Annotated in this window: 17 protein-coding genes; 13 read left to right on the forward strand and 4 right to left on the reverse strand. The window is 41.5% G+C overall.

The features are described 5' to 3' along the window. Positions 1-133: 133 nt before the first annotated feature. Positions 134-1,600 carry an MATE family efflux transporter gene (locus tag QZL66_RS11395; protein ID WP_022411843.1) on the forward strand — a complete coding sequence of 489 codons (1,467 nt, stop codon included), beginning with the start codon at positions 134-136 and terminating at the stop codon, positions 1,598-1,600. A gap of 67 nt (positions 1,601-1,667) precedes the next feature. Here QZL66_RS11395 and QZL66_RS11400 read toward each other — a convergent pair whose 3' ends face one another. Continuing rightward, a complete protein-coding gene (locus tag QZL66_RS11400; RefSeq protein ID WP_022411844.1) occupies positions 1,668-1,889 on the reverse strand; it encodes a xylan 1,4-beta-xylosidase in 222 nt (73 codons plus the stop codon). Between the two features lie 693 nt (positions 1,890-2,582). On the opposite strand from QZL66_RS11400, the gene QZL66_RS11405 reads away from it, so the two are divergent. After that, complete coding sequence (locus QZL66_RS11405) at positions 2,583-4,394, forward strand: DNA adenine methylase (protein ID WP_022411845.1); 1,812 nt, start codon at positions 2,583-2,585, stop codon at positions 4,392-4,394. 856 nt (positions 4,395-5,250) lie between these two features. Here the strand turns inward: QZL66_RS11405 and QZL66_RS11410 are convergent. Continuing rightward, complete coding sequence (locus tag QZL66_RS11410; RefSeq protein WP_022411846.1) at positions 5,251-5,610, reverse strand: helix-turn-helix domain-containing protein; 360 nt, start codon at positions 5,608-5,610, stop codon at positions 5,251-5,253. 122 nt (positions 5,611-5,732) lie between these two features. On the opposite strand from QZL66_RS11410, the gene QZL66_RS11415 reads away from it, so the two are divergent. Beyond that, positions 5,733-6,575: a hypothetical protein gene (locus QZL66_RS11415; protein WP_293615176.1), complete on the forward strand. Its 843-nt coding sequence runs from the start codon at positions 5,733-5,735 to the stop codon at positions 6,573-6,575. Between the two features lie 1,253 nt (positions 6,576-7,828). Here the strand turns inward: QZL66_RS11415 and QZL66_RS11420 are convergent. Next, positions 7,829-7,984 carry a hypothetical protein gene (locus QZL66_RS11420; RefSeq protein ID WP_293615177.1) on the reverse strand — a complete coding sequence of 52 codons (156 nt, stop codon included), beginning with the start codon at positions 7,982-7,984 and terminating at the stop codon, positions 7,829-7,831. A 1,083-nt stretch (positions 7,985-9,067) separates the two neighbouring features. Between QZL66_RS11420 and QZL66_RS11425 the strand changes: the two genes are divergently transcribed. Next, a complete protein-coding gene (locus QZL66_RS11425; RefSeq protein ID WP_022411848.1) occupies positions 9,068-9,499 on the forward strand; it encodes a hypothetical protein in 432 nt (143 codons plus the stop codon). Between the two features lie 551 nt (positions 9,500-10,050). Continuing rightward, entirely contained in the window at positions 10,051-10,356 is a 306-nt protein-coding gene (locus QZL66_RS11430) for a hypothetical protein (RefSeq protein WP_022411849.1), read from the forward strand. Here the strand turns inward: QZL66_RS11430 and QZL66_RS11435 are convergent. Beyond that, positions 10,353-11,051 (reverse strand): helix-turn-helix domain-containing protein, encoded by a 699-nt coding sequence (locus QZL66_RS11435; protein WP_293615179.1) that lies wholly within the window; start codon positions 11,049-11,051, stop codon positions 10,353-10,355. The genes QZL66_RS11430 and QZL66_RS11435 overlap by 4 nt on opposite strands. A gap of 173 nt (positions 11,052-11,224) precedes the next feature. On the opposite strand from QZL66_RS11435, the gene QZL66_RS11440 reads away from it, so the two are divergent. From QZL66_RS11440 to QZL66_RS11475, 8 genes are all read left to right on the forward strand, one after another. Next, on the forward strand, positions 11,225-12,139 hold the full coding sequence (locus QZL66_RS11440; protein WP_022411851.1) for an RNA ligase family protein: 915 nt from the start codon (positions 11,225-11,227) through the stop codon (positions 12,137-12,139). Position 12,140: 1 nt separating this feature from the next. Continuing rightward, a complete protein-coding gene (locus QZL66_RS11445; RefSeq protein ID WP_022411852.1) occupies positions 12,141-12,935 on the forward strand; it encodes a tRNA(His) guanylyltransferase Thg1 family protein in 795 nt (264 codons plus the stop codon). Next, positions 12,932-13,465, forward strand: coding sequence for a metallophosphoesterase (locus QZL66_RS11450; RefSeq protein ID WP_022411853.1), 534 nt, complete (start codon positions 12,932-12,934; stop codon positions 13,463-13,465). The genes QZL66_RS11445 and QZL66_RS11450 overlap by 4 nt, the downstream gene beginning before the upstream one ends. 31 nt (positions 13,466-13,496) lie before the next feature. Then, entirely contained in the window at positions 13,497-14,294 is a 798-nt protein-coding gene (locus tag QZL66_RS11455; RefSeq protein ID WP_022411854.1) for a nucleotidyltransferase domain-containing protein, read from the forward strand. Beyond that, on the forward strand, positions 14,291-15,019 hold the full coding sequence (locus QZL66_RS11460; RefSeq protein ID WP_022411855.1) for a metallophosphoesterase family protein: 729 nt from the start codon (positions 14,291-14,293) through the stop codon (positions 15,017-15,019). The genes QZL66_RS11455 and QZL66_RS11460 overlap by 4 nt, the downstream gene beginning before the upstream one ends. A gap of 208 nt (positions 15,020-15,227) precedes the next feature. Beyond that, positions 15,228-15,965 (forward strand): hypothetical protein, encoded by a 738-nt coding sequence (locus QZL66_RS11465; RefSeq protein WP_293615185.1) that lies wholly within the window; start codon positions 15,228-15,230, stop codon positions 15,963-15,965. Between the two features lie 523 nt (positions 15,966-16,488). Next, entirely contained in the window at positions 16,489-17,100 is a 612-nt protein-coding gene (locus QZL66_RS11470; RefSeq protein WP_022411857.1) for a recombinase family protein, read from the forward strand. A gap of 319 nt (positions 17,101-17,419) precedes the next feature. Continuing rightward, positions 17,420-17,722 (forward strand): helix-turn-helix domain-containing protein, encoded by a 303-nt coding sequence (locus tag QZL66_RS11475; RefSeq protein ID WP_022411858.1) that lies wholly within the window; start codon positions 17,420-17,422, stop codon positions 17,720-17,722. The last annotated feature ends 51 nt before the right edge of the window (positions 17,723-17,773 follow it).

Raw genomic sequence — 17,773 nt, forward strand, 5'->3', positions numbered from 1 at the left:
TCCACATATATTTCTTGTGAAGACAGGTTCTAAGAAAAAATCAAATCGAATATTTCCCAGTGAAAAACGGGGTGGAGTGCAGAGATGTATGTTCGCCTCGTTTTTCACGCCAAGACAAGGAGGAAGATCACAGATGCAGCAAAAAACACGCAAGACATCCGTATTTGAACTGGAATCCATTCCCCGTGCAGTGGCAACGCTGGCAGTGCCGTCTGTTTTGAGCATGCTGGTAACAGTGCTCTATAATATGGTGGACACGGTCTTTGTGGGACAGACCCACGACCCGTACCAGATGAACGCCGTGTCCATAGCGACGCCGATCTTCATGATTCTGATGGCGGTGGGCAACCTGTTCGGCGTGGGCGGCAGCGCTTTCATTTCCCGTTCTCTGGGCGCACGGGAATACGAACGTGTGAAAAAGATCAGCAGTTTCAGTTTCTGGGGCGCACTTGCGGTGGGACTTCTCGCCACGTTTCTGATGACGGTTGGCGTGGATTGGCTCCTGCCCGTTCTGGGTGCAGATGCCAAGTCCAACATTGCCGCCATCACGCTGGAAAAGGGCAGCGATGCCTACCAGCGGCAGGCGGAGAACTGCCGGAATCTGGAGCAGTACACACGGGACTATCTGTTCTACATCGGTGTGGGCAGCATTCCCACCATTGTGAGCAGTGCCATGAGCAACCTGGTCAAAGGGGAGGGCGCTGCGAAGATCTCCATGTTCGGCATGATGATCGGCGCTGTGACCAATATCATCCTCGACCCCATTATGATTCTGGCGCTGGGCATGGGTGTCAAGGGTGCTGCGATTGCGACCACCATTGGCAATACTGTGGCAATGCTGTTCTATCTGGGCTATCTCCGGTTCAGCCGCACGCAGCTCTCCATCCATCCCCGCCATTTCACCGTGAAAAACGGCGTGCTCTCCGGCGTGCTCATCATCGGCGTGCCCATGTTCTGCACCAATCTGCTGATGAGTCTGTCCAACATGCTGCTGAACCGGCTGCTGAACCAGATCGACGTGCTGGCAACCGGCGGTATGGGCATCGCCATGAAAGCAAATATGCTGGTGGTGTTCATTCAGCTGGGCATCGGCATCGGAATCCAGCCGCTGGTGGGCTTCCACTATGGCGCACGGAACTTTGACCGGATGAAAAAGGTCATCCGGTTCAGCATGTGCTGCACGCTGGTGCTGGGAACGCTGGTCACGGTGCTGTACTACCTGTTCACCGAACCCATTATCAGCATTTTCATGACGGCAGGGTCGTCCGGTTCGGTGGAAGATGTCAACACCCAGCGTGCCTATGCGGTGCAGATGCTGCGGGCGCTGATGATCTCCGGTCCGTTCCTCGGCATTATCTTCGTGAACAACAACGCTTTTCAGGGCATGGGACGGGGGCTGGCTTCCCTGATGCTGTCCCTGAGCCGGCAGGGTCTGGTATTCCTGCCGGTGCTGCTGATCGCCGATGCTGTGGTGGGACTGAACGGACTGATCTATGCCCAGCCCATCGCCGATCTGGTTTCCGTGGTCATTGCCCTGAGCATGATGGCGTTCATCCAGAAAAAGGAGATGCGGAAACTGTCCGTTCCGAACAACAACTGAGCTACATTTTAAAAGGCTGTCGTACCAGTTGCGGTACGGCAGCCTTTGTTTGTGTGATTGCTGAGTTTTATGAATTTTCCGTATGCGTTAAGTGCAGGTCGGTGAAGTCGGCGGTTCTTCCGGCTTCATCGACGGCGTACAGACCGATCATCACGCCGGTGAAACCGCCTGCCACCTCGCTGGAGAGGTAGCGGGTGTCGGCAAAGCCCATCTCGGTTCGGGTGCCGCCGCTGCGGCAGACGCTGGGATCGGGATACATGCCACGGAGAATGGGGTTCTGGTATCGCATAACAAGCACCTCTTATTTTTTATGGATTTTGGCTTGGATGGGCGATTGATGTTTCGAAAGGATTCGCTGTGTATCTTGACTGGTGCGAATCCTTTCTTTTCGTTTTGTTTTTTCTTCGTGTCAGAAACCAGCGCTTAGAGCTCGTGTTCATAGGCGTCTATCTACGTCTTTTCGGCAAATTTTGTTGCATACTGCGTTAAAAATTCTTGCCATACGAAAGTATGCCTGCAAATTTTTGCCTTGTCTGCAAAAAAATTTGCTCGAAAATCCGCATATATTTCCTACGAACACAAGCTCTGAAAGTATGCTGCGCTGAAAAAAATCCCCGTTTCGAAAAAAACGGGGAATCTCTGGTGCGGATGACAGGACTTGAATTTTATTCCCCAGATGTTCCAACTTGCTGTAACATTCATTTTATCTCGTATTTGCGTCATTTTTTCATTTTGAGATGTACTATGTTATTGCCCTTTACACTGCCTTTTTGAAACGTATAAAGGACAAATAAAGGACAGCGTTATGTTTACGCTCCTGTTATTCTGTTTTAGCAGAACATCATCCGAACACTGCAAATGCCCATAAAATTGGGAGCAGAGTTTATTGAATAATATATCTTGGTGAAAATCGCTACTCAATTTTACATCTTTATGAAAATACGTTCTTTTAGTATAATTTTACTAAAAGGATGTGATTTCGTTGTACAAATTGACTAGATGCGGCATTTCTTCTCAAAAAACCAAAACAGCAAATCAATATGTCACAAGAGACGTTCAGACACTGCTAAGTGCCTTATCGAAAATGTCGATAAAAAAGGCTACAGCTGAGATACAGACAGAGTTGGACAAACTACATGAGTTCTACCAAAAAGCAAATAAAACATCAATTACGATACCTGAGATTTTGCGAATTGGAATATACTATCTGGCATATCGTTATTCTAAGGAACAAGAAATATCCGGAAGGTCAAATCGTATTTCTATTGAGAAATACATTGAGCATGAACTTGGGCTGAGTAAGAACGCATTTAACAAATGGCATATGCACCCTAGAAATGATTACGCTTTCTTTCAAGATAAGGTTCGGCTGCACATTTATCGACCCGGAAGAAAAACTGGCAATTTGCTTAATATGATTCGTTATCTGGCAGTCACCTCTGAGTGCGAAAATTTTGTTGATGTCTTTGGGGGTACTGGAGCTGTTAGCGTTTCGATTTCTGCTTACTTTGAAAATGTATATACCAACGAGTTTGATATGATATTGGCTAATTTTCTGCGTTGTGTAAAAGAAGAACCCGAAGAAGTCATTGAGCAGTGCAGAAGTTTTTGCAAGATGCTCACTGAGGATGATTTTACGACACATCCTAAATTTTCTGATGTAATCAGTGAGATGCAAAAACGGCGTATAGAACCTTATTATGCTACATCGACCGGAAAATGTATGAGTTCAATTCTTGCTTTCTATACAAGTGCAAAATCTGTCTTTGGACACGAGGATTTGTCGGAAGATTTGATAAAATCCAATCCAGTCACAGTTGCCGCTATGGCATACTTTATTATGGGTTTCAAGGTCAAAGCCCCAGTTGCAGATAATAATATTTCAGGGTTAGATGTCAAGTCTTACATTGACTATTTGATTCGTTTGGGATACAGCTATAAAGCTAAAAAGCCCAGAAAAACAAAGCTAAAGATTGAAGACTTAGATACCAAAACAGATTTGAAGATTCGACTTTCAATGGCAATCCTCAATAACGCAGATCAGTTTGATGAAATTGATTTTGGAAAATTGCATGGGAAAACAGAAATTGAAAAATACAGCAAGAGACTGCAAAATGTCAGTCTGTATTCAAAGGACTTTGAAGAACTGTATCGAGAGCTTGCAAATGGGGTACTCAAAGACAAAATGGCGAATACGATATGGTACTTCGACCCACCCTATTTCCGCACAGTACAGTATGATATTAAATTTTCCGATGACCAGCACGTTGCACTCATTCAGATTCTAAAAAGGATTTCTGATGCCGGAGGAAAATGGGCATTTTCCTGTAAAGAACGTATGACAAATAAAAGCGAGTCTGAGAAAAAGAAGAAAAAAGCAAACGAAGAAGGAAAAAATATCATCCAAGATTTCTATACTTATTTTCAGGCGTTTCTTGCGGATCAAGAGCTTGTGCTAAAAGATAAGGTCTATGTGTGTCAAACAGCATCAGTTCCTACAAGAAATCATAAGCTATATGTATATCACACTTCTAATGTCGCAGAAGATCGTCCGGTATATGAAATTGTCATAACCAATTTCCGCTGTGACACGAAAGATGCAAATTCTCCTAAAGAGCCTGTTATGGATTGTCCGGCAATGGTGCTAAAAAAATATGTAAATATGCCGGGTATCCCTGATGTTCAGGTAGAACGATATGAAGATTTTTTAATCCGTATAGAAAAGGAACTGAGTTCCGATACGGAATCAGACAGTTCTAATGAGATCTGTGAAAATGCGTTATTGAGTTCTTGACGGCTCATTTTTCACCCTTGAATCCTGCTGATATGCAGCTGTTGTATTGAAATTCGCCAATATAATTGGGGGATTGAAAGTATATCAATTTCCCCGATTTCCGGCGGAGTTGAAGCGTTTACGAGGCGTAACTGGGGGATTGAAAGCGAGTTGGTATCGCCGCTTATAGATATAAAAATGCGATTCTTTACAAGAAAAATCGCACGGTTCATTAGAAATTTGCACGGATACTGCACTTTGATACTTTGATGTCAACAATGAGTTTTAAGGCTTTTGGCAAGAATTTTGCAGAGATCATAGCGAATATCCTGTTTTTCTCCGTGAAAACAGCGTAAAAAACGTCCTCTTTCTTTTTCAAGCGTAATATGAATGGGAAAAGAGCGACTTCCCTTTAGAAATGGGGAATTTCACAAAATGACTGGAGTTTTTTAGACTGCACTGACTTCCAACTTGAGTTTTTTTCTTGGTAATATACCATTATGGTAAAGGTACTACGGAATTATTCAAGATTCAAATATAGAATGATATTTCATTCGAGTTTCAGTATTAAAAGTGTAACATACAGTATAACTTTTGTAAACTGAATAAAGATCATAATTAATAATAATAAATCAATTGATTAGAGCGATAAGCAGATAATAAGAAGAACAGACATGTACACTTTATTCAGATTCAGTTCTGAATAGTTAAGGAGAGGTGGAAATAAGAAAATGAATTTATTGCTCAGATGCATATTGAGATTTTTGAATTTGCGGCAAAGTAGCAGAGCTTTCTATGTTATGTCGTTGATGCAGGAATGCAGGGGTACTAAGAAAGCACATAGATACGAGGATTCTTTCGCAGTCTATGTGCTTGGTCATTCAGATTCGAATGGAGTTTTGGATAGTCCAGCCAGATACGCATTGAGGAGCTGTTTATCTGCCTTTGACAAGGTGCGATATCTTTCTAATAAAGTTCGTTCCTCTGCGGAGATAGCGTCTGTATTGAATACAGGGGTACTCATATTCTCAAAGAATTCTGACATGGTGATTTGAAAGCCGTTACATATTTTTTCTAAGGTGAGAACGCTTGGAACAGTACTGCGAATAAAAATGTTGTTGAGCGAGGAATAAGAAAGTCCTGATTCTTTGGCAAGACGATAGATTGACCAATCTTTTGCTTTGAGAAGTTCCTGCATTCGTTGTAAGACGAAGTTTTCGTTGTTGAGTTTCTCCATAAAGGGGTATCACCTCGATTGTAAGTTATACAATCATTGTACAACATAACCAAGGTAAATGGGTAGATGCAATTTTGAGATGTACATAATATAGATTTTTAATGCTCAATAGAGAATTATCATTGACTTTCACTTCTGAGAGTGATATAATAAAATTACAGCGATATGAGCTATATGATAACAGATATAGAATATTCGGTAATATCGCAAGTTTTATAAGAGAGGTTCTTTTTATTGTGGATTTCAAAGAGAATATAAAAAGGATCTGGGGTACTACAACGAAGAAGAAAATTGTTATTTCCGCTGCTGCATTGGCAGTTGTTGCAGCTGGGGGTATCACAACCGGAGTTGTCGTAAACCACCAGAAAGATTCAAATCAGAGTATTTCAGTGGATGCAGAGAAGACAGAGCAGACATCCACATCAACGAGCACAACCAAGGCAACCACAACAACCACGACAACGACCACCACAACATCGACATCCACTTCCGAGACGACAACGTCTACGACCGAGAAGCCGAAGGAAGACGCAGATAACGGCAATAGCGATGACGGTGGTTCTGCGGAGACTCCGGTAAATGATAATACGGGTAGTGGAAATAGTGGTAATACGGCGGCAGCTCAGCCGAGCAATTCAGGTGGTTCGAGCGGTGGCAATAACACGCCAGCTCCTGCACCCACGCCTGCACCAGCTCCAGCCCCAGCTCCAGCCCCTGCACCAGCTCCTGCACCTGAGCCTACGCCAGAACCGACAGAGTGGCATAGTCCTTGGGAGGGGAACGCAAATTATAATTATGCACTAAGTCTTGGATGCGATATTTCTAAGGCAGAAAAATATGCAAGTCTTTGCAATACATGGGGAACTGATAGAGTTTCTATTGGTAATCCTGAGACTGGTGAGGGCATGTCGATTTGGGTACTGACAGATCCGGACAATGATATTTGGAGTCGTGGTGGTGCTTAATTTATACCATAAAGACCTACTATTCCAATATGTCAGATGATAATGATAGTCAGTGAATAAATAAGAAATAGCCACCCGATATGGGTGGCTATTTTTATGACAATTCTTTTCAAGACCACTTGACTTTAGCTAATATAAATGTTATAATAGCTACGTTAAGTGGTATTGTGATTAGTTGATAGCATCTAGTGCTATCTTGATAAGCTGTTGCACACAAAAGGTGGCTGAACCTATGAGTACGTGTTGCAGTAGAACTAACATAATATCACGACCTTTCTTAGAGGTGACTGTTACAGCAGTCACCTCTTTATTTTTGTTCAATACCTTATATCCCATTCCTCATATTTCATATTATAGTCTGTTTATGGGATTATTTCAAGCGTGAAGATGATAACATTAGAGCTATATTTAGTATAGTATTTGTTTAGAGTGAAACTCAAGTGATTTAGGTAAAACTCACTATCAAGAAAAGGGTATCTCACACCTGATATTATGTTCTCTGACGCAATTGTTTGATTTTAGCTCATGAATTTAATTGTCTAAATAGAGATGAATTGCCTTTAGTTGAGAATTTTCAATGAGATGACTTGACTTAAAGCGAGATAAATGTTATAATGATTACGTTACTTAATAGCACCTAGTAACGTTCTAATGATTTCGGTGATGCAGAATACAGCTGTTTGTGTAAGGATGATTTGAAGAGTTGCCATTTTGTTCACCTCTTTTCGTTGGGGTATCTAGATGTTATAATAGTTACGTTAAGTGGTATTGTGATTAGTTGATAGCATCAACGATGACATCAACAATTTTTGATGTAATATGGATAGCGAGTCCAATAAGAATTGCTTGCAATGTCAGCATAATATCACGACCTTTCTTAGAGGTGACTGGTGGAGCAGTCACCTCTTTATTTTTAGCCTTATCAGTGGTTTTGAGGCTAAAATAATAATACCATACGCTCGGTATATAGTCAATAAGATTCTTTGTAAGTACTGAAAAAGTTTCTGTGGTCAATTTCTGATGTCAAAGGGGTGTCTAATATTAGCTGATATACAAGAAAGGGGTACTATATCACAGGTTTTTACAGTGGAGATTTTAATTTTTGTTCTGATATGCAGAAAAGCAAGAGAAATAATTGTAAATTGATTTACCTTGTTGATTGATTTATTAAGATATTTCTGATATTTCTTAATGAGATGACTTGACATAAAGTGAGATAAATGGTATAATAACTACGTTGATTGATATTATGGTTACTTGATAGCCTTGAGTGCTATCTTCAGCAGTTCATGTATGCAGAACCGAGCTGTTTCCTTGAGGATAAACAGTAACATAATATCACAACCTTTCTTAGAGGTGGCTGTTGCAGCAGCCACCTCTTTATTTTTGTTCAATACCTTATATCCCATTCCTCATATTTCATATTATAGTCTGTTTATGGGATTATTTCAAGCGTGAAGATGATAACATTAGAGCTATATTTAGTATAGTATTTGTTTAGAGTGAAACTCAAGTGATTTAGGTAAAACTCATCACTAAGGAAGGGGTATCTCACACATAATATTACGTTTTCTGACGTGATTATGTAATTTTAACTAGTGAATTTAATTACTTACATAGAGATGATTTACCTTTAATTGAGAATTTTTAATGAGATGACTTGACACAAAGAGAGATAAATGGTATAATGATTACGTTAGGTGGTATTATGGTTACTTGATAGACTTGAGTGCTATCTTTGCGAGTTCGATTATGCAGAAAGAAGCAAGGTTTGAAAGAACTTTTTGCAGGACTAACATAATATCACGACTAAGAATGAATAAAGAAGATAGAGATTACTACGGTGTAATCTCTTTTTTTATGCCCTACTTCCCCATTTGGCAGTTGAGAGAATGATAGGGTATGTGAGCAGACAAAAAGATTCATATGATATGAATCACCACGAACAATCTTGTATTTCCAGTATAGCAGATGACAAAGAAGATGTCAAGAATAAAGCTTGATATTGTTATAAAAATCTGTGATTTATACAACTCAGTTGAGTTCTAGCTTTGCTTTGTTGTGATATTTTCTAATGAGGGGTACTGATTCTCAGAATAGGATAAAGCTGTCTGAGCAGATGAAAAAAAAGGCGTAATTGGGGGATTCAACAAGACTAGGATTTCAGCTGTAATCCTCTTATTGGGGTACTACAATTTATAAAACTGCAAGGCTGTTGCATCAAATCGGTGCAGCAGCCTTTTCTTTTTCCAGAGATATTGTGCTTTAGAGAGAATGAGATGGAAAACAGCGTAATACAAGATCAAGGGGTATCTTATTTCCACGTTCGTGGTATATAGAAAGTGAGATGCAAAATAGGAAGTGTTTCTTTTCTTTTTTGAAAAGAAACGGCTGCAAGATGCAGTCACTGAAATTCAAGGAGGTTCAAATCATGAAAACAGGTTTATCCCCTACAGATACGTTATTTTGGAAAAGAGTTGAGGATTTGTCCTATGATGAAATATAAAATTATGCACAGAGATTCTGTGATTGCAGAAGCAAACGGTTTTGAAGTTACTGAGATTCTGAATCCTGCCCTATGTCCCAGCTGTTTTTACAAGGGGTACTCCTTAGAGAGATGGCTGAAAAGCCGACAAATCAATTTGCATCGAGTAGGGGCAAGAATGCTGTATAAAGCATTGTATATGAAGCCGACTTCCTCTATCGAAGATGTGATTGCTATCAGTCATAGTGTTGTATTGACAGATAATTGGTGGATTCAGTCAGAGTTTGAAAACTTGCATTATTTTGATTTACGGCAATACAACAAGAATATTGCTGATATTGCCTGCACAAGCAATCTTGATTTTTCGTCACTGCCCTACCCAATCAAGGGGTATCTTACAGATGCTTTTGGCATAAAAGCACCAGAACTGCATTTGTAAGATTCACAGCTGTTTTTGACATTGTAAAATTCAGCATGGTAAGCTTTCAGAATTCATGGGAGCTTGCCAAGCTAAATGCTGAAATATTTTGAAAATTGGGAGCTTATTTCGCACTTGAAGTTTTTATGGCACTTTCGATTTTACCTGAAATTTTAATTGGAACTTATTATGAGATTTCAATAATGACAGAAGATGCGTTCAAAATCATATAAGCTGAAATCGTGCAATCCTATAGGAAAACGATGCATCTAATCTATGAATTGGGGTACTCAACTAGAATCATCGTACCTAATAGCAGACAGAATTTCAAGCTATTTCTTCGGCAGCGAGTTATGGATGCAAAAATCTTTCAGGGGAAGTTTTCAAGAAAATATTGTGCGAGAACAAGCTTGAATCATGGGCAGACAGGCAGAAAAAATAGAGATATTTTGTGCTTTGAGTTTCTATAAGGTTTTTTGATGTGAAAATAACCCTGTAGAAAAATCCTTGATTCCAATTTTCCAGTATGCTATTCTTGAAGCAAAAATACAGACAGAAAGAAGGAAATACATATGCAAACGCCAGAACTATTATATCTGCATTCACAGTGGAGTTATGCCTTTCGATGTCAGCAGTTTCAGATTGTGGCTACGGAGCAAAACAATTTTTCGGTGATTTATCTCGTAAAAGGGGTATCTATCCAAAAGAAACTGACAATCATGCAGATATGCGAAGAAACTTGCAGAAACATTTTTCCAGAAGAATTGACTCAGCTGATTATCGACTGTTGGGAAGATATTATCAAAGAGCCGGGAGAACTGCTGTTTTGCAGTGTAGACGATTTGATTTTTTGGCTTGAAGCATATCAGGCTTTTTAAGAATCAGAATCCGTAATCTGTGATTGCTTTTGATATTCCTGATACCAAGCATCTTGCTCAGATTGGCTCATATTATCCCAGTTGTCCGTTCTCTTTTCAATTTCCTCAACGGTGTATGCGTCCATGCCGTAGCACTCATTTCCGTCCATATCCTGATAAACCGCAATATCGTCTTCCAAGCCATGATAAATGTACTCGTGACGCATCAGGTTGCGAAAAGTGATATAATCGACTAAATGTTGATTCATGGTCTGCATGCTGCCATAGTGCAGAGAGAGTGTTTCTACGATTTCAGCATAGTCCGTTTTCCCTCTGGAAAAATACAATTCTTCGAGAATGGCAGCAAGCACATTGTCTTTGAACCGAAAGGTGACAGCTCCTCTATCTGCTTCGGTCAGCAAGACATCAAAATCTCGTAAGATAACCGCAAGAGCGGCAATCGTTTGTCCGGAAAACCGATCCTGGCTCTGGATCAGGCTGTCTGTGCTGACCTCAAAGTAATCCGCCAGTTTCTTCAAAATAATCGCAGACGGAACGCTTTTCTTATCGATATAATTGCGAATGGACTTGGGGTCAACCAAAATTTCAGCCGCCAGTTTGTTGATGGAGATGTTCCGCTTCCCCATGAGCCTTAGCAGGGTATCTGAAAAGCCTTTTTTCCACGCAGTTTCATCAATTTCATAGTTATTCATCATGAAAATTCCTCCTTTGAGAATTGTCCTGTAGAAAAATCCTTGATTTCAAATATCTTCTGTGATAAAATACAGTCAAGATTATAGTCTTGACTTATAGAGATAAAACTCCCAACAAATCTTATTATAACAATTTTTTTATTTTTTGTCAAGGCACTTGAGATGGAGGTTTTGTTATGCTATCACATAAAAAATACATGGAGATTCAGAACCTGAACCCAGAAATCGGTGACATGTTTGAGCCTGGAGATCAGATCATCATTCAAGAAAAGATTGATGGCTCGAATGCCAGCTTTCAGTATGATCGGGAAACAGACAGCGTGATTTGTTTCAGCCGCAATCAGATCTTGTCGCCGGAATTGAATCTTCGCGGTTTTTACGAATGGGTACAAAAACTGGACAAAGAGCAAGTACATGCGGTTCTGGGCGACAATCTGCGAATGTTCGGAGAGTGGCTGGTACGGCATACTGTACCCTATCCGAAAGACTGCTATGAAACGCTGTACTGCTTTGATGTGTTCGATATGGAACAGCACTGCTACTTGCCGCAGGATCAGGTAAAAGCCCTTGCGGAGCAGCTGGGGCTGCGATATGTTCCTGTGTTCTATGAGGGATCTTTTACCTCGTGGGAAGACTATCAGCCATTGGTGGGAAAAACAGAACTGGGCGGTGAGATCGGTGAAGGAATCATCATCAAGAATCTGAGCACCCTGAGCGGCAATCTTGCATACACGAAAATCGTACACGAGAATTTTTCTGAAAACAAGAAAACGTGGAAAAAGAAACAACGCCGGAAGCCCAGTCCGGAGGAACTGCAAGAACACGAGCGTCTGCTGGAACTGGCAAAAACAGTTGTTACCAGACAGCGTGTACAGAAGATGCTCTACAAGCTGGTAGATGAGGGCGTGATTCCGGAGGATTTTTCTCGACAGGATATTCCCGCCATTTTTCAGCATCTGCCTTCAGCCATCTATTACGATTGCCTGAAAGAGGAGCCGGAAGTGGTCAATCGAATCGAAAAGTTTAGCAAACTGTCCAGCGAGATCAGCCGCAGTTTGGTAAAGGAAATTATCGCCGAAAAGGAGAGTTAATATGCGAAACATTGGTCTGGGAGATCGCATGAAGCAATACGAACAAGTCACACAAGTCCGCTTGATACGGCGTATGCCGGTGATTCTCCGACTGGACGGAAAAAGCTTTCACCGCTTTACCAGAGGCTTTGAGAAGCCCTTTGATCCGGTAATGCTGACGGCAATGCAGAACACCATGCAGGAGCTTTGCAGCCGTGTGGAGGGCTGTGTGTTGGGTTACACGCAGTCTGACGAGATCTCTCTCGTGCTGTGTGATTATCAGCAGCTGGACACAGAGGCATGGTTCGGCAACAAGCTGCAAAAGCTTTGCAGTATTTCCGCAAGCATCTGCACCTCTGCCTTTCAGAAATATTTTCGGGAGGCAGCTTCCACTCTGGGATACACCGACTATCTGAAACGAGCAGATCAGGCGAATTTCGACAGTCGAGCATTCAATCTGCCAATGGAAGAAGTGAATAACTACTTCGTCTGGCGGCAGCGAGATGCGATACGAAATTCCATACAGGCAACTGCACAAGCCTATTTCAGCCACAAGCAGCTGAACGGTGTCAACTGCAAAAAAGCTCTGGAGATGCTGCAAACAGAGAAGCAGGTCAATTGGAATGAATTTCACACTTCTCTGAAACGTGGCACTTGCTGTATCAAAATGCCGCAGCTGCTGAACCAAGGCACACCCAGTGAAATCGTTCGGGAGAAATGGTGTCTGGATTTAGAGATACCAGTATTCTCAGAGGACTGCACCTATGTGGAGAAACGCATTCACTTTGAAGATGCCGAAGCAGAGGAGGACATATGATCTTTTTTACCAGTGATCTGCATTTCGGGCATGAACATATTATCCAGTTCAACCACCGCCCTTTTCGGAATGTCACCGAGATGAACCGGCAGCTGATCTCCAATTACAATGCCGTGGTACAGCCGGAAGATACAGTTTACCTGCTGGGAGATCTGTCCTTTCAGATTTCCGTTGAAAAGGCGAATGCACTGATCGCACAGCTAAACGGAAAAAAGCATTTGATATTAGGCAATCACGATAAGTCCTATGCACCGGAACTGTTTGAGGAAATTCTGATTTATCGGGATCTGCGGGAAATGCAGAAGTGGTGGGTGCTGATGCACTACCCACTTCTGGAGTGGAGAAGGGAACGCCATGGGGCGATCCACCTGCACGGGCACATTCATTCCAAAGGACTGGACAACAACTTGTCCAACTTGCAGAAAGGAATTCGCCGATATGATGTAGGCGTTGATGCAAACGGGTACTATCCGGTTGCCATGTCCACGATTCTGGATTTCTTTCAGTTATTTACCTTACAGATTTCATAAGCACACAAATTATAGGAGGCATGAAAATCAAATGTGTGACATCATAACAACCATTCAAGATGCAATTTATCAAATTGAAGAAGATTATCATGTCAAGGTAATATATGCCATAGAATGCGGCAGCCGTTTGTGGGGATTCTCAGCTGCAAACAGCGATTATGATGTGCGTTTTGTCTATGTAAAGCCAAAAGAGGAATATTTGAGGTTAGACCCATTTCCAGATGTAATACATCGAAAAGTGAACAAGATTCTGGATCTGGATGGTTGGGACTTGCAGAAAATGCTTCGCTTATTGTATAAATCCAATCCCTCTGTCTTTGAGTGGAATCAATCTACAATCATTTATTGTAAGACACCCCAGTGGGAGAGAATTTCTGGTGAGATTCCTCGATATTTTCAAGTTGCTACGGGATTTCAACATTATCTGCATCTGGCAAAGGGAAATTGCCGTTGGTTCTTAAAAGCTGCTGAGGTATGGGAGAAGAAGTATTTTCATGTGCTGCGTGCCATTCTTGCTTGCTATTGGATATTGCACCATCATACGCCGCCGCCATTGAATTTTATTCAGTTATGTGATGCAGAACTGGATTGTTCCATTCGTCCGGCAGTAGATCGGCTGCTGGAAAAAAAGCGTGCTGGAAAGACCAAGAGAAAAGGAAAACGCATTGAAGTTTTAAACGATTACATTGCAGTTTCCTTTGCAGATTTAGAAAAGAAGATCACACAGCTGCCGAAAGAGCCATATCCTGACTGGCAAGAGTTAAACAGACTGTTTCTGGATACGCTGAATAGCTGCTCTTTTGCGTTCATGTCAGGAGGCATATCATGATACTGATCACCGGAGATCTGCATGGAGAGCATGACATTCAAAAATTTTCTGTCAGCTGCTTTCCTCTGCAAAAACAGCTTTCACGAAAGGACTATGTGATTATCTGCGGTGACTTCGGACTTGTCTGGAGAGACAGTTCGGAAGAACGTCACTGGCTAAAATGGTTAGAAGACAAGCCGTGGACAACGCTATGGATTGATGGAAATCATGAAAATTTTGCACGATTAAAGGCGTTCCCAACAGAAAGATGGCACGGCGGTTTGATCCAGAAAATCACACCCCATATTTTGCATTTATGCCGTGGACAGATATTTCAATTGGAGGAATATCGTATTTTTGCAATGGGCGGCGCAGAAAGTCACGATAAAAAATACCGGAAGCCAGGGGTATCATGGTGGGAGGAAGAACTTCCTACAGAAGCGGAAATTCAAGATGCCACAATTGCATTGGAGCAAGCGAACTGGAACGTGGATATTGTACTCACCCACAGCCTTTCCACAAAAATTCAGCACGAGATGTTTGAAGGGTTAAGCTATACAGATAACCGACTGACAGATTTCTTCCAAGAACTCGATGAAAAGCTGGATTTTCGGTTTTGGTTTTCCGGACATTATCATTTGTCCCAGCGATATGATGCACGGCATATTTTGCTCTATGATGCAATTGTACAGCTCACAAAGAGCGGTTTTCTGAAACAATTTCCAAGTTATGTGCAGTTGGATTGAGAGCGTGTCCAGAACTGCAAGCTATTCACACAGACGTGAACTTCTTCTCAACTGCATTCTAGCACGCACGATTTCCGGCGAATATGAAAGAGAAAGGATATTGACTTCGGAATAATCAAACGAAGATACTAGCGTGTTCGTATAAAATACCGGTTCAGATTTTGAATCAGTATTTTATTTCATGTGAGAACGCTATAGGTGACGGAGAATGATGAAAGGCACATTCAAAGACGGCTTAACAGCAACAGATTTGAAAGCAATGGGTATCAAGCTTTCACCAACACAATTTGACAGCAGCCTGCACTTTGACATTTCTGTCACTGGTGACAGAGTGGAAATCCTGCAGCGGCAGGAGATTTTTTTCAATGTGGTAAATTTCAATCTGAAAGCAGCAGGATTAAGCTTTATTCTCCGATTGGAATATGCAGAGCTGTGCAACCCGATGTATGCAATTCAGAAGAAGATGCAGCCTGCCGACTTCAAGGTTCGTGTTTTTGGCTCAGTTCGAGAAAATCATACGGCAGTCATTAACTGGCAGCTGGAAGACATTAGAGCGGACATCAAGAAGATCTGGAAGAGCATTGTAAGTCAGATTCAGATGGTGAGAGCCATGAATGACGTAATCCCTGATGCAGACAAAATCATGGGAGCGTTCAAAGTCAAAGGGGTATCTCAGGACTATTCCGGTACAAGGGTACTTCTTGGCGGAGAGTTTGCAGGAATCCATCCGAGCATTGCGAACATGACAAATGTGCGTGAGTTCGCTCAGATGCAGAATGGTGACATTGTGATGTATTTCAGTGGCAAGTATGCTACATTCACATTGACAAATGGTGCTAAGGTTACTTTTGTACTGGAGAATCCTGCAACAGGCATGAAGAGTGAAAAGGAGGACCTGTATAAGGGTATCTTTTTTCAGAATACTTACTACAAGGAGAAGGTGTAGGTATTTTCGCATTTTCCAAATTTTCTTGTTTTGACCTTTTCTAAATTTGAATGCAGATCGTATTATTTTGTTTTAAGTTTTGCTGATTCCAATGCAATTTGTTTACTTGAGATTCTTTCATGCACTCAGCGGTGGTTTGCCAGGTATCACAAATCGGTACAATATTTAGTGACATTTTTGTTACTAAAAAACCTTTTGGGCAGTGCTTTTCAAAAAAGAGACCTATTTTTCGTGTGTTTTTGAAATTCAGAATGACTGTGCGGCTGTGAGCCATTCTGAATTTTGAAATCACAAATTTTCTGCAAATGTATTCTGTCACAAATTCTTAATCTTGAGAAGAAAAAAAGGTTTTTTGAGCCTGCAAATCAGATCGTGCATATCCATAAGCAAGTGCGTTTGCAAAAGTATACTTTTATGGACGGACTGATTTCAGGTCGATTTAGCGTCTATAAGAGTGGTAATTTTTATTTACGAACGTTTTTAAATAAAAAGGGCTTTTATGCACGGATTAGGAGGCAGAGTTATGAAAAATGAACGCATATACGGGTATGTTCGGGTATCCAGTCAAAGTCAAAATGAAGATCGGCAAATGCGAGCGTTGCTGGAATTTGGCGTGGAAGAGGACAAAATCATTTGCGACAAAAAGTCTGGCAAGGATTTGGAGCGTGATGGGTATCTTTTCTTGAAGCATCATATTCTTCGCCCCGGAGATACGCTGGTCATCAAAGAGTTGGATCGTCTAAGCCGAAATAAAAAGGATATCAAAGAAGAACTGGAATATTTCAATCAGAACCATATTCGGATCAAAGTCTTGGATATACCAACCACACTGTTTGATTTTCCGGAAGAACAGAAATGGGTAATGAATATGATCAATAATATCTTGATCGAAGTCATTTCCAGCATTGCAGAATCAGAGCGTATCAAGATTCGCCAGCGACAGCGTGAAGGCATTGACGCTGCTTTGCAAAAGGGCGTAAAATTGGGGCGAGTACCGCTTTCAAAACCTGACAATTGGGAAGCAGTCATGCAGCGTGTTGAAAATCAGGAGATAACGGCTGTGGAAGCCATGCGTATATTAAATATGAAGAAAAGCAGCTATTACAAAATGAGAAAGCGTTATCCGCCTCAATAATTGGGGGATTCATTCTCATATTAAAAAGGCTGATAAGAGCCAGTCCATGGCACGGAAACATAGCTTTTTAGGCACTAGAGCGTCAAATTATTGATGTTCTAGTGCTTTTTTTATTTTTAAGTTCTGAAAAAGGGCGCGATTTTTCCGAGTTAACCGTAAAGGCTGTTTATATTCTTTTATCATGTGAGTATTGATATGAGCTGGTTCTTAGTAAGTGTTCAGCTGAACAAGTGCAGACGTTGTTTGCAATGCAGATTGTATTTTGTAAGTTCAGCTAGAACGTAAGAATATATTTTTCTGGATAAATGGAGGTAAAACAATGACAGCAAGTAGAAAGAACGAGATTATTGCTCAGCTTGTGGGTATCTTGAACGAATTGATTGAAGTTGACGATTCTGAGGAGGTGACCGAGATCTCTCCCGACACCGTGGAGATGCTGACGATCAAAGAAAGCACCGAAGTGGTCAAGGGACTGTCCGAACATACGATTCGCAAGCTGATTCATCAAGGCAAGCTCCCCTATGTAAGAACAGGAGAGGGCGTTAATGGGAAGATTCTCATCAATAAAGTAGATCTGCTTGCATTCTTTAATAAGCAGCAGACAATGCGTTCCGCTTGCTGAGCATGGCTTACTTTTTTGCTCTTGGAATCGCAATACCGGACAACACAAAAA

The sequence above is a fragment of the Ruminococcus sp. CAG:330 genome, assembly GCF_000437175.1.
Lineage (GTDB): Bacteria > Bacillota > Clostridia > Oscillospirales > Ruminococcaceae > Ruminococcus_C.